This is a genomic window from Salinimicrobium flavum (genome assembly GCF_042684505.1).
In the GTDB taxonomy this organism is placed as follows: Bacteria; Bacteroidota; Bacteroidia; order Flavobacteriales; family Flavobacteriaceae; genus Salinimicrobium; species Salinimicrobium flavum.
Genome location: NZ_JBHULT010000005.1, coordinates 109,896 through 123,861 on the forward strand (window position 1 = coordinate 109,896; position 13,966 = coordinate 123,861).

General features: G+C 42.3%; 9 protein-coding genes. 8 read left to right on the forward strand and 1 reads right to left on the reverse strand.

Features of this window, described 5'->3' with window-relative positions; genetic code table 11:
* Positions 1-43: 43 nt before the first annotated feature.
* The 3 genes from queA to ACFSTG_RS01015 all read left to right on the forward strand — a co-directional run bounded on the left by queA (position 44) and on the right by ACFSTG_RS01015 (position 3,429).
* Complete coding sequence (queA, locus tag ACFSTG_RS01005; protein WP_380747577.1) at positions 44-1,099, forward strand: tRNA preQ1(34) S-adenosylmethionine ribosyltransferase-isomerase QueA; 1,056 nt, start codon at positions 44-46, stop codon at positions 1,097-1,099.
* 216 nt (positions 1,100-1,315) lie between these two features.
* Positions 1,316-2,356: a 23S rRNA (adenine(2503)-C(2))-methyltransferase RlmN gene (gene rlmN, locus ACFSTG_RS01010; RefSeq protein WP_380747578.1), complete on the forward strand. Its 1,041-nt coding sequence runs from the start codon at positions 1,316-1,318 to the stop codon at positions 2,354-2,356.
* Between the two features lie 95 nt (positions 2,357-2,451).
* Entirely contained in the window at positions 2,452-3,429 is a 978-nt protein-coding gene (locus tag ACFSTG_RS01015) for a polyprenyl synthetase family protein (RefSeq protein WP_380747580.1), read from the forward strand.
* Positions 3,430-3,476: 47 nt separating this feature from the next.
* Here ACFSTG_RS01015 and ACFSTG_RS01020 read toward each other — a convergent pair whose 3' ends face one another.
* On the reverse strand, positions 3,477-5,159 hold the full coding sequence (locus ACFSTG_RS01020; protein ID WP_380747582.1) for a sulfatase family protein: 1,683 nt from the start codon (positions 5,157-5,159) through the stop codon (positions 3,477-3,479).
* A 242-nt stretch (positions 5,160-5,401) separates the two neighbouring features.
* On the opposite strand from ACFSTG_RS01020, the gene ACFSTG_RS01025 reads away from it, so the two are divergent.
* The 5 genes from ACFSTG_RS01025 to ACFSTG_RS01045 all read left to right on the forward strand — a co-directional run bounded on the left by ACFSTG_RS01025 (position 5,402) and on the right by ACFSTG_RS01045 (position 13,943).
* A complete protein-coding gene (locus ACFSTG_RS01025; protein ID WP_380747584.1) occupies positions 5,402-8,368 on the forward strand; it encodes a SusC/RagA family TonB-linked outer membrane protein in 2,967 nt (988 codons plus the stop codon).
* Between the two features lie 10 nt (positions 8,369-8,378).
* A complete protein-coding gene (locus tag ACFSTG_RS01030) occupies positions 8,379-9,818 on the forward strand; it encodes a RagB/SusD family nutrient uptake outer membrane protein (protein ID WP_380747586.1) in 1,440 nt (479 codons plus the stop codon).
* A 72-nt stretch (positions 9,819-9,890) separates the two neighbouring features.
* Complete coding sequence (locus ACFSTG_RS01035; protein WP_380747588.1) at positions 9,891-11,273, forward strand: glucoamylase family protein; 1,383 nt, start codon at positions 9,891-9,893, stop codon at positions 11,271-11,273.
* On the forward strand, positions 11,263-12,045 hold the full coding sequence (locus ACFSTG_RS01040) for a carboxylesterase family protein (RefSeq protein WP_380747590.1): 783 nt from the start codon (positions 11,263-11,265) through the stop codon (positions 12,043-12,045). Before ACFSTG_RS01035 ends, ACFSTG_RS01040 begins: the two co-directional genes overlap by 11 nt.
* Before the next feature lie 92 nt (positions 12,046-12,137).
* Positions 12,138-13,943 (forward strand): family 43 glycosylhydrolase, encoded by a 1,806-nt coding sequence (locus ACFSTG_RS01045; protein ID WP_380747592.1) that lies wholly within the window; start codon positions 12,138-12,140, stop codon positions 13,941-13,943.
* The last annotated feature ends 23 nt before the right edge of the window (positions 13,944-13,966 follow it).

Genomic DNA, 13,966 nt, shown 5'->3' on the forward strand with positions numbered 1-13,966 from the left:
TCCCGGGAGCGTATATTTGCAGCATTTAAAATATATCTTACTTATGGGAATGAAATTATCACACTTCAGTTTTGATCTTCCGCCTGAACTGTTGGCCGAATATCCTTCAGAACACCGCGACGAAGCCCGTCTTATGGTGTTGAACAGGAAAGATCAAACTATTGAGCACAAGCAATTCAAGGATCTTATTGATTACTTTGAACCGCATGATGTCATGGTGTTGAACAATACCAAGGTTTTTCCTGCGCGTCTCTTCGGAAATAAGGAAAAGACAGGTGCTCGTATTGAGGTGTTCTTGTTGAGGGAATTGAATGCCGAAACCCGTCTCTGGGATGTGCTGGTTGATCCTGCCAGAAAGATCAGGATTGGAAACAAGTTGTATTTTGGGGAAGATGAGAGTTTGGTAGCAGAAGTGATAGACAATACCACTTCGAGAGGAAGGACCCTACGTTTTTTATACGACGGTTCTTATGAAGAATTCAGAAATAAACTAACGGAACTGGGAGAAACCCCGCTTCCGAAGTATATCAAAAGAGAGGTGCAGCCTGAAGATCAGGAGAGATACCAGACCATTTATGCCAAGCAGGAAGGTGCCGTTGCGGCTCCTACTGCCGGACTGCATTTTTCCAAGCACCTGTTAAAAAGGCTGGAAATCAAAGGAATCGATTTTGCTGAGGTAACGCTTCACGTGGGCCTGGGGACCTTCAACCCGGTTGAGGTAGAAGACCTTTCAAAGCACAAAATGGATAGCGAGGAAGCATTTATTGAAAAACCTGCTGTTGATACCATTAATAAAGCTATTAAGGAAAAAAGGAAAGTTTGTGCGGTAGGTACAACCGTTATGCGTTCCCTTGAAAGTTCAGTATCCTCGAACAGGAGCCTGAACGAATTCAGCGGATGGACGAACAAGTTCATTTTTCCTCCGTATGATTTCAGTATCGCGAACTGTATGATCACTAACTTCCATACGCCGAAATCTACATTGTTGATGATGGTTTCTGCTTTTGCAGGCCACGACTTCATGAAGAAGGCCTATGCCGAAGCCGTGAAAGAGAAATATAAATTCTATACCTACGGTGATGCTATGCTAATCCTTTAAAAGGCAGTGATCAGTATTCAGTAGGCAGTATGACCAATATGATTCAAACCTCACAGGTCTCCGGGACCTGTGAGGTTTTTTTGTACGTTATGCCCTGAAAAAATCCTGGATCCTGAATTTAAAATCCTGGATCAGGGAATGGCTAACTTATTGATCCTCACAAATGACCTTTGTGGAAGGTATAATAAATCCTAATTACTTTAGTATTTTTGCAGCGTGAAAAACGAAAAGAAAGACATACGGGCATTGACCAAAGAACAGCTTCAGCAATTCTTTGTTTCGCAGGGGGATAAAACCTTCCGCGGAACTCAGGTTTACGAGTGGCTTTGGGGAAAAGGAGCTCACTCTTTTGAAGATATGACCAATATCTCAAAGGAGACTCGTCAAATGCTTGATGACAACTTCGTGATCAACCACATTCGTGTGGACCAGATGCAACGCAGCAGCGATGGAACTATTAAAAATGCCGTGAAGTTGCACGACGACCTTACCGTGGAATCTGTTTTGATCCCTACGGAAAAAAGGACCACTGCCTGTGTTTCTTCACAGGTGGGTTGCAGCCTTGACTGTAAATTCTGCGCTACTGCCAAACTGAAGCGAATGCGTAACCTGAATCCAGATGAGATCTACGACCAGGTGGTGGCAATCGATAACGAGAGCAGACTTTATTTTGATAAACCGCTTTCGAATATCGTGTTCATGGGAATGGGGGAGCCCCTCATGAACTACAACAATGTTCTTAAAGCGATAGAAATGATCACTTCGCCCGAAGGCCTGGGCATGTCCCCAAAACGTATTACCGTTTCTACTTCAGGGGTGCCAAAAATGATAAAAAGAATGGCCGATGAGGAGGTGAAGTTCAAACTTGCCGTTTCCCTGCATTCTGCGATTGATGAGGTACGAACCTCTATCATGCCTTTTAATGCTACGTTTCCTCTGGAAGACCTTAGGGAAGCTTTGGAATACTGGTATGCAAAAACCAAAAGCCGTATCACTTATGAATATGTGGTTTGGAAAGGGATCAACGACCGCAAAAAAGATATAGACGCCCTGGTGAGGTTCTGTAAATATGTGCCTTGCAAGGTCAATCTTATCGAGTACAACCCCATTGGGGATGACCATTTCATGCAGGCCCCGGCCGAGACCACAGATTTGTATGTGCGTGAGCTGGAAAGGAACGGGATCACCGTTACCGTTCGCCGTTCGCGTGGAAAAGATATCGATGCCGCCTGCGGGCAACTGGCCAATAAATCCTAAATTTTAGTATAATTTTTGCCAGGTAGAAAAACGGCTGCAAGACCTTTTTCTGTGGGTAGTTAAAAAATAATCTTTTAACTATCTTAGCTGCCCGTATGAAAATAATTTCCAGAATAAAACTTCCCGTTGAACAGGAGATGGAGCTTTTTGAAAAGAAGTTCACTCAGTCCATGTCCTCACAGGTTGCACTTCTCAATCGCATCACCCATTTTATCGTAAACCGGAAAGGGAAACAAATGCGGCCTATGTTCGTCTTTCTTGTGGCCAAAATGGTATCTGAAGGCAAGGTGAACGAGCGTACCTACCGGGGAGCCTCTGTAATAGAGCTCATTCATACAGCAACCCTCGTACATGATGACGTGGTGGACGATTCCAATCGCCGCCGCGGATTTTTCTCCATCAATGCGCTATGGAAGAACAAGATCGCCGTGTTGGTAGGAGATTATCTTCTCTCAAAAGGATTATTACTTTCTATTGACAACAACGATTTTGACCTCCTGAAGATCATTTCGGTGGCTGTTAGGGAAATGAGCGAAGGGGAATTGTTGCAGATAGAGAAAGCCCGTCGCCTTGACATCACAGAGGAGGTGTACTACGAGATCATTCGGCAGAAGACCGCTACCCTCATCGCTGCCTGTTGTAGCCTGGGAGCTGCCTCTGTACGTCCTGATTCTGAAGAAGTAGAAAAAATGCGGCGATTCGGGGAATTGATAGGGATGGCCTTTCAAATAAAAGATGACCTTTTTGACTATGGCAATGAACGCATAGGAAAACCAACGGGTATAGATATTAAGGAGCAGAAAATGACACTTCCGCTCATTCATGTGCTCAACAAGGTTACAGCAAAAGAAAAAGCCTGGATCATCAACTCGGTCAAAAAGCACAACAAGGACAAAAAGAGGGTGAATGAGGTGATTGCCTTTGTAAAGGAAAAGGGTGGATTGGATTATGCCGTTGCCAAGATGAAAGAATTCCAGCAGCAGGCACTTACCATGCTGGAGGAATATCCCGATTCCCCTTACAAGGATTCCCTTATCCTAATGGTCAACTATGTAATTGAGCGGAAGAAATAGTTCTCTCGATCAACATAAATTCTATTCTAAAACTTTCTTTTCCAATTCTAATTATTTAATGATCCCGGTTCCGGCGGATAATTTTCTGGATCTTCACCTGCGAGTTTTGCGAAGTTCCGATATGCCTGCTCGACTCTTTCAGGAGGGGTTTGAGCAAACTCCTTGTCGGTAACCTTATATACCTTCTGCAAAGAATCAAGCGAGTTGTGAAGATTTTCCTGTACCCCGGCATATGCCGGGTCATTGTAAAGATTTTTCATCTCCTGCGGGTCTTTCTGAAGGTCATACATTTCCCAGGAATCAATGTCGTCATAAAAGTGCATGAGTTTATACCGGTGTGTCCTTACCCCGTAATGTCTCTTAACCATATGAAAGGCAGGAAAGTCGTAATAATGATAATACAGGGCATCCCTGAAATCTTCACCTGTACCCGGCTCTTTCAATAGTGGACGAAGCGATTGTCCCTGCATTTCCTCAGGGATCTCAGCTCCTGCGAAATCCAGAAAGGTGGGTGCGAAATCCAGGTTCTGAGTAAGGGCCCTGATCTCTGAACCAGATTTTATCTCCTTTGGGTACTGGATCAGTAACGGCATGGCCATTGATTCTTCGTACATAAAACGTTTGTCAAAAAAGCCTTTTTCCCCCAGATAGAATCCCTGGTCTGTAGTATAAACCACTATTGTGTTTTCATCCAGTCCTGTTTCCTCAAGGAAATCAAGGATCCTGCCTACACCTTCATCTACGGAAGCGACTGTCGCCAGGTAATCCCTTAGATATCGTTGACCTTTCCACTCAGCAAGTTCTTTCCCTTTCAAATTGGCTTCATGAAAAGCGTCATTTTTCGGTCTGTAGGCGTTGTTCCAAATTTCCCGCTGTTGAGGGGTCATGCGCTCAAAATCGTTTTTCCAGGGGTTATGTCTCAGTGAGTCGCTGCCCTTTTCTACACTCATTTTAAGGTCATGCCCCTCATACATGTCGCGGTAAATAGTTTGTAACTGCTGTTGGGCGGCAAGCTGTCCTTCATGATCTGAGAAGTACGTATCTGGAAGCGGGAAAGTGACAGAATCATAAAGGTTTAGGTGCCGGGGTGCCGGCATCCAGTTTCTGTGCGGAGCTTTATGTTGAACCATAAGTAAGAAGGGCTGGTCATTCCCGGCATTCTCCTTCAGCCACTGCAGACCCATTTCAGTGATGATGTCTGTTGCATAGCCTTCAATGCGGGTGGTATCTTTTCCTTTAATAAAATCGGGATTGTAATAATTCCCCTGGTCTACCAGGATGTTCCATTCATCAAAACCTTCAGGTAATCCGTGCAGGTGCCATTTTCCGAAGAGAGCGGTTTGGTATCCCGCTTTGCCCAGGTATTTAGGTAAGGTGGGCTGTGAACCGTCAAAGACTTCCCCATTCATTCTGAATCCATTGAGATGACTGTGTTTTCCCGTGAGGATCACCGCACGACTTGGACCACAGATAGAGTTTGTGCAGAAATTACTGAAGAACTTGGCCCCGTTGGCTGCTATCCTGTCAATATTAGGAGTCGGCGCCAGCTTACTCACAGGATGACCGTAGGCACTAATAGCTTGTGTGGCATGATCATCTGTCATAATGAACACGATATTTGGAGGTCGGGAGTTTTCTTTTTTATCCTCTTCTGGCTCCTCCTTACAGGAAAACAGGAACAGGAACACAAAGGCCAGGGCGGTTATAGAAATACTAGCAGATTTTCTCATTTTCACGATCATTTTATCCCGCGGCGGGAGAGGTTAATATTCTTATTGGTCATTCCGGTCCCTGGAAAAATTACCTTCATTAAGAGCTTTAGAATGGAAATTAACAATTCCAAAGGACTCATTGTAAGATAATTAAGTAAATTTAAGTACTAATCATGGATTTGGACATAAGGGAGACCCATAATTTGTCACGAAACTATCCGGGACATCCCTTAAGGATTCAATTCAGCAAAAAAAATGGTATGAAAAATTATTTACTTGTAATTTTCGCGTTCCTTATCATTCACCCGGCATTTGCACAGGTAACGAAAACCATCACCGGGCAAATACTGGATCCTCAGGGAATGCCTCTGCCGGGTGCAGAAGTTAAGGTGATAGACAAGAACATTTTTGACATCACCGATTTTGACGGAAATTTCACTCTCGAGGGAGTCGAAGTTGGTGACACTTTTAGGGTTACCTTCCTGGGGTTTGAGCCACAGGAATTCACTATAAGTGACCAAAACGAGTACATCCTCACTTTGCAGCAATCTGCCGCTGAATTAAGTGAAGTTGTGGTGGTAGGGTACGGTACCCAAAGAAAACAAGATTTGACAGGTTCTATAAGCCAAATTACACCTGATGAAATCACTCGTCAACCGGCGACAACAGCCACTCAATCCATTCAGGGAAGAGCGGCAGGTGTTCAAATTACCCCCTCTGGAGCTCCAGGTTCTTCACCAGACGTCTTCATCCGGGGTCTTGGGACAGCCTTTGGAGGACAAAATCCTTTGTATGTAGTGGATGGAATCCTTACAGACAATATTGATAACATCAATCCAAATGATATTGTTTCTATGGATATTCTCAAGGATGCGTCTTCACTCGCTATATATGGAAACAGAGGCGCAAATGGTGTAATCATCGTTAATACCAGGAAAGGAAAATCTGGAGTAATGGAAATTAAGATAGATACCTACTATGGTATAAAGAGTGAAATGGAGAAAGTCGACATGGCAGACTCACGTTCTTTCGCTATTTATTCAAACGAAGCACTTGGTGTTACAGATAGGTTCTCCGAAAATCAACAATACAACACTGACTGGTTTGAAGAAATTACCAGAACAGGTACTGTAAATAGTACCAATTTATCATTAAGTGCCGGTGGTGATAATGTGAGAACTTTTTTTAGTAGCGGTTATTTTGAAGAGGAGGGGTTGCTTAAAGGAAATGATTTTAATAGACTCACTTTGAGAAGCAATACAGATTTTGAACTTTCAGAAAAAATAGGATTAAGTTATCAAGCAAGTGCCTCTTTGACAGATGAGACACCTAAGCGTTTTACTGTTTTTAATACTGCATATAAACAAGCACCTATCGTGCCGGTACGATATGCTGACGGTCCTTTCGCCGGTGCATATGGTGTATCCGCTGACGAAACTGGTTCTTTTAATAATGTTGGGAACCCGGTACGAGATCTCGATTATGATAATCAGAAAGCAAAAAACCTAAGACTGCAAGGTACTTTTACGTTTGATTATGAAATTGTGGAATGGTTGAGTTTTACTTCTAGGTTTGGTATAGAATCTGAGAATTACCGATATAGAAATTTCACTAATAATCTGGAATTGTATTTAACCGGGGATCCCACCAGAACAAGGGCGGGATATAGCTCTGAGGCACCGAAAACCACTTTAACCATTACTAAGAGGAATAGTTATAAGTGGGTTTTAGATAACTTCTTCACAATGGATCATAGTATTAATGAGCTCCACAATTTTAAGCTTACTTTAGGTACTACAGTTGAGGAGCGGGGTGGAGAATTTTTAACCGGAATTCGACGTAACGTTCCAATAGATAGCGATTACTGGAGCTTAAACAATGGTGATGCAGACCCCATGGAGGCCTATCACCTGAGGGATAATACGGTACGACTAAGATCTTACTTTGCAAGATTGAATTATGACTTTGATCAAAAATATCTTTTTACAGGAACCTATAGGAGAGACGGTTCAAGCCAATTCCAGGAAGGCAGTAAGTATGGGGATTTCTATTCTATAGGAGTAGGTTGGGTTCTTTCAGAAGAAGACTTCCTTAAAGATTCAGAATTTATAAGTTTTCTTAAAATAAGAGGAAGTTTTGGAGAGTTGGGAAACCAAAATGTTCCTTTAAATGTTTTAACCTTCACTACAGGACTTAATTATCCATTTGGACCCGACCAATCTGTTAATGAAGGTGGAACTATAGATAAATTAATTAATCCTAATCTAAGTTGGGAAACAACCGAAGAATTTGATGTGGGCATCGAATTCGGATTTCTAGACGATAAGCTATCAGGAGAAATAGATTATTATAATAGGCTTAACCGGGATGCGATTTTACCGGTTGAAGTTCCCGATGCCTTTGGCTATAGTGGAGTAACCTTAACTCCAGCGGGCCAGGTGAGAAATGAAGGTTTAGAAATTGCTTTAAATTGGAAAGATCAGGTAAATGAGGATTTCAGTTATCAAATTGGAGGAAATATAACATTTAACACTAATGAACTTGAGAAGGTCACTAATCCCTTCTTTGCTGAAAACACCGGCGGAAGTATAGGCAATGGACAAATCACTAAAAAAGTTGTTGAGGGTGAACCATTAGGTAGTTTTTGGCTACTGGATGTAACGGGAATAGACGATGAAGGAAACTTCATTTATGATGATGTCAATGATGACGGCACAATAAACGATGATGATAAAAAGTTTTTTGGTTCCTATGCACCGAAAAATTTCTACGGATTAAATTTCTCGGCAGATTACAAGAGTTGGGACTTCAATATAGATGCATACGGTAATTATGGCAATGTAGTCTACAATGGTAAAAAAGCTCAACGTTTCGGGGGAGAGAATATCGAACAGGACGTTTTTGATAACCGTTGGACTCCTCAGAACAATTCCAATACTGAACCTGCACCCAGTAATGATGTTCCCTTGTCATCTTCTTACTTTCTAGAGTCAGGTGACTTTTTCAGAATTAACAATATCACAATTGGGTATTCTATTCCTTTAGAAGAGAATGGTTATTTCAAGGATGCCAGAATCTATCTAACCGCTCAAAATCCTCTCATTAGTCAAGATTTTTCAGGTTTTACCCCTGAGTTACCAGGAGATCCTTTAGGACTTGCTGGAGTTGAACTGGATGCATACCCCGCCGTCAAATCTTTTATTATTGGACTTAATATAAGTTTATAAAATCTGAATTATGAAAAGTATAACTAAGAATATAGTATTAATAGCTGTGGTATCAATTTTCGTTTCATGCGAAAAGGATTTTCTTGATGTAAACCCTTCGCAAGAAACTCCTGAGGTTGCACTCTCCGATCCTGATGCAGCTACTGAACTGGTAAATTCTATTTACAATAAGCTTTTAAGCTTTAATTTGAGTTCCTTCCCGTGGTATGGAGTGACCGAGATTACTTCAGATAATGCGGATAAAGGAAGTGATCCCGGTGATACAGGAACCTACCAAAAAAACCATGCCGAATATACTTATACAGAAACTGAAGCTTCATTCAGTAATTTATGGGAAAACCATTATCAAGGAATAGGTCGTGCCAATCAGGCTATTATTCTACTTCCCGATGTGGATATCGAAGAAGATTTGCGTAACAGGTTAATAGGAGAAGCTAAATTCCTACGTGGTCTGATGTATTTTAGAATGGTGCAAATGTTTGGTGGAGTTCCTATAATTGATTTCATACCAGATCCAAACAGCGAAGAAGATATCAATCGTGCTTACCAGAGGGCAAGTAAAGAAGAAGTTTATGCCTTTATAGAAGCCGATCTTCAAGATGCAATAGAGTTTCTTCCACTGAAGAGTGAGTATAGTGCGGCTAATCTTGGTCGTGCAACCCAAGGTGCTGCACAAGCCCTTCTTGCAAAGGTCAACCTGTATCAGGAAGATTGGCAACCGGCGTATGACTTAAGCCAAGCCGTAATTGATTCAAAAGAATATGACCTAGAACCTAATTATGAAGATATTTGGAAAGTAAGCCATGAAAATGGAGTGGAGTCAATATTTGAAATTCAGGGTAGGGGCGAGACTCCTTCATTGGGTGTAGATAACTATCATACTAGCCAGGGTGCTCGCGGTCAGGGTGGCTGGGGCTGGGGATTTAATTCTCCCTCCGAAGATCTTGCCAATGCTTATGAGCCGGATGATAAAAGAAGAGATGCGACCATAATTTTCAGAGGAGAAACCCTTTATGATGGAAGACTTGTTCCCGAAACAGTTTCAAACCTAAGATATAACCAGAAAGCCTATGTTGATCAAAATTTACAGGCAAATGACAAGAACGTCCAACTTTTAAGATATGCAGAGGTTTTATTGATAAATGCAGAAGCCGCTTTTCATCTTGGAATGCTTGAAGAGGCACAAGCCAAATTAAATTTAGTTAGAGAACGTGCTGGTCTTGAAAAGCTTCTTACAACTCCTACCCTTTTGGATATTTGGAAAGAACGACGATTGGAATTAGCCATGGAAGGAGACCGTATGTTTGATCTTCGTCGCCAAGGTCGAGCGGCTGAAGTTATGCAAGCTTTCGGAGTTCCCTTTGTAGTAGGTAAACACGAACTTTTTCCCATACCTCAAGAACAAATTGCACAAAGCGACGGATTATTAGAACAAAATCCGGGCTGGTAAGCTCAGCTTCAAAACCAATTAGGCTGCACTACATGTGCAGCCTAATCTTTCTTTACAAATTAATTCTTCAAAATGAATTCTATTACCAGAACTTTCTGCTCGATTGGGCTCATGGCTCTTATATTTTCTTGTAACGACAAGGCATCTGACTTTCAAAATGAGTCGGAAAAAGATGTTGAAAAAAATGTCGAGCTTCCTGAAGAAGAGCTCCTCGATATCGTCCAAAAACAAACCCTCAAATACTTCTGGGATTATGCCGAACCTAATTCCGGAATGGCCAGGGAACGGTATCATCCTGACGGGAACTATCCAAAGAACGATGCACATATAGTTACTACCGGTGGTTCAGGATTTGGACTTATGGCACTGGTCGTAGGAATGGAAAGAAATTTTATCCCACGTGATTCCGCGGTAAGTCGGTTGTATGGCATTGCCGATTTTCTTGCAAATACCACCCGATTTCATGGGGTGTGGCCCCATTGGATAAACGGGGAGACCGGCGAAACACAGGCTTTTAGTGACAAAGACAACGGCGGTGACCTTGTAGAAACCTCCTTTTTGGCACAAGGATTCCTGGTAGTCCGGGAATATCTTAAGAACGGGAATGCCCGGGAAAAAGCTGTGGCCCAAAAATACGATGAGCTATGGAAAAGTATTGAATGGAACTGGTACACCAATAACAAAAACGGACTTTACTGGCACTGGTCGCCAGATTACCAATGGGAAATGGATTTTATGATCGAAGGTTATAATGAATGCCTTATCACCTATTTCCTGGCAGCCGCCTCACCAGATTATGCCATTGAGCCTGCGGTTTATCACCAAGGCTGGGCAAGGAATGGAAATATTGCAACAGATGTTGAAGCTTATGACCTGCCGCTCATCCTGAAACATAATACCCGTGGGAACAAAGGGGGGCCACTTTTCTGGGCCCATTATTCTTACCTGGGGCTCGATCCCAGAGGACTGGAGGATCGTTATGCCAATTACTGGGACCTGAACAGAAATCATTCGTTAATAAATTATAGGTATTGCCAGGAGAATCCCAAAGATTATGAGACCTACAGTGAGGAATCCTGGGGCCTGACCGCCAGCTATACCCGCCGGGAAGACGGAAGTATTGGTTATGCAGCACATTCCCCCGATGAGGATCGGGGAGTGGTTTCTCCCACCGCAGCAGTGAGTTCTTTGCCTTACACCCCGGAAGAATCTATGCGTGCAATTCGCTATTTTTATGAAGATCAACATGAACTTTTATGGGGTCCGGCAGGATTTTACGACGCGTATAGTCTGGAGGAAGAACCATGGGTAGCAGACCAATATTTAGCAATTGATCAGGGCCCACAAGTTGTTATGATAGAAAATTACCGAACCGGCCTAATCTGGGATCTGTTTATGCAGGCTCCCGAAATTAAACAAGCCCTGGAAAAACTGGATTTTACCTATGAAAAATAAATTGCTCCTCATTTTGGCATTTTTGACACTTCAGTTTTCTGCGGAAGCTCAGGATAATGAATTGTTTAAACGCAAGGAATTAGTTTCAGAAGGAGATACTTTAAGATATAGAATTCTTTATCCTGAAGATTTTTCTGAAGCCGAGAAGTATCCTCTGGTTTTTGTGCTGCATGGAGCCGGGGAACGTGGTCGTGATAATGAAGCCCAACTTACCCATGGGAGCAGTCTGTTTCTGAAGGATACACTGAGGAAAAAATTCCCGGCAATAGTTGTATTTCCGCAGGTGGAAGCCGAAGATTATTGGGCCCGGGTGGAAGTAAACAGAGATACCGTTCCGCAACAGTTCAATTTTAAAAATACCGGTAAACCGACAAAAGCAATGCGGCTTTTAATGAAACTATCTGATGATTTAGCCGCCGAAAAATTTACCGATAAGAACAGGATCTATATTGGCGGACTTTCCATGGGAGGCATGGGGACTTATGAAATTATTTATCGAAAGCCCGACTTTTTTGCTGCGGCTTTTGCTATATGTGGTGGTGCAGATCCTGCGATAGTTGAAAAGTATCCAAAGGAATTTCCTATCTGGATCTTTCACGGAGAAAAAGACGACGTGGTACCACCCGAATGGTCAAAAACCATGGCACGGGAGATCAATACCCACGGTGGAAATGCTAAGTTATCACTTTATCCTAATGACAATCATAACAGTTGGGATTCGGCTTTTTCTGAACCTTATTTGTTACCGTGGTTATTCTCCAATCAAAAATGAAATGAATTGAAAGTTAAACGAAATTAAAATCACGCTTATATCCTGGGTCAGATTTTCCCCCGGGAACTCGATTGAATTTAAGACGAAAAGAAATGAAAGGTTTTAATTATATACTCTTATCAGCAGCTTTACTTTTTAGCTTCTTCGTTCACTCACAGGAAGTGGTTCCGGAAACGTATATTAATCCGCTGGATATTGACTATACCTATATGGTTTATAATTCCAGCAATAATATTTCCTACCGTTCCGGGGCAGACCCTGCTGTAATTGAATTCCGTGGCGAATATTACATGTTTGTCACCCGCTCTTTTGGTTACTGGCATTCCAAAGATCTTATCAACTGGGAATTCATTAAACCCAAACAATGGTATTTTGAGGGATCAAATGCGCCAACTGCTTTCAATTATAAAGATTCCCTTGTATACTTTGCAGGCGACCCGGCAGGTTACGGCAGTATTCTATATACAGATGACCCGAAAAAGGGTGAATGGACCCCAACCGCTTCTATTTCCACTAATATCCAGGATTCGGAATTGTTTATTGATGATGACGGGAAAACCTACCTGTACTGGGGTTCATCTAACGTACATCCCCTTCGTGTAAAAATGCTGGATAAGGACGATCGTTTTCTGGAAACCGGGGTAGAGAAAGAACTTTTTAATTTGGTAGAAGAAGAACATGGCTGGGAAAGGTTTGGGGAAAATAATTTCCACCCAACTTTGAAAGAAGGATACATGGAAGGTGCCTCTATGACCAAACACGACGGCAAATATTATCTGCAGTATGCGGCACCCGGCACGCAATTCAATGTTTATGCCGACGGGGCTTACATAGGAGAAACGCCACTGGGTCCATTTGATTACATGAAGAATAATCCTTATAGTTTTAAACCGGGAGGTTTTGCTACTGGTGCCGGTCACGGGATTACAGTGAAACAAACCAACGGCCAGTACTGGCATTTTGCCACAGTGGCCTTGGCCTCCAATTCCCACTGGGAACGCCGGCTGGCGATGTTCCCTACTTATTTTGATGAGGAGGGGTTAATGTATACAGACACCAGCTATGGTGATTATCCTCTATTTGGACCTAATCACCCAACTAAAGCGGGCCAACATACCGGTTGGATGTTGCTTTCTTACAAAGGAAAAGCATCGGTTTCCTCTTCCCAAATGCAGATCAGGAAAAGTACTTCTACCGATGGGGAATTTGATATTACTGAAATGCCCCTGGAAAAAAACAGCAAAGGTCAAATTATTTCGAAGGTGTTGACCGACGAAAGTCCAAAATCCTTTTGGGTTGCTGAAGCCAATGATGATAAACAATGGGTAGAGATCGAAATGCCTGCAACCGGAATTATATATGCTTTTCAATTGAATTTTCATGATGAGGAATCAGAAATTTATACCCGTATTGAAGGCTTAAGACACCGATTCACCCTGGAGGTTTCAGAAGATGGAAAAAAATGGGAAACCCTTGTTGATAGAAGCAATAGTTATGAAGATGCGCCGAATGCCTATATTCCCCTAAACCAGCCAGTAAAAGCAAAATTCGTTCGTTATAATAATATAAAAGTGCCGGGAAATAATTTAGCGTTATCGGAAATCAGGGTTTTCGGGAAAGGCTTGGGTGAAAAGCCCTCAAAAGTCAAGGGATTCTCTGTAACCCGGCAGGAAGACAGAAGAGACGCATCATTTAAGTGGCAACCGGTGAAGGGAGCCCAGGGTTATAACATCCGCTGGGGCATCGCACCGGACAAATTATACCAATCCTGGTTAATCTATGATGTTAACGAGCATTTTATGCGTAACCTGGATCGTGATACAAAATATTACTTCAGTATTGAAGCATTTAATGAAAATGGTATTTCAGAAAGAACTGAAGTGTTGGAAGTAAAATAAAAGAAGTTAATTATCAATTTTAA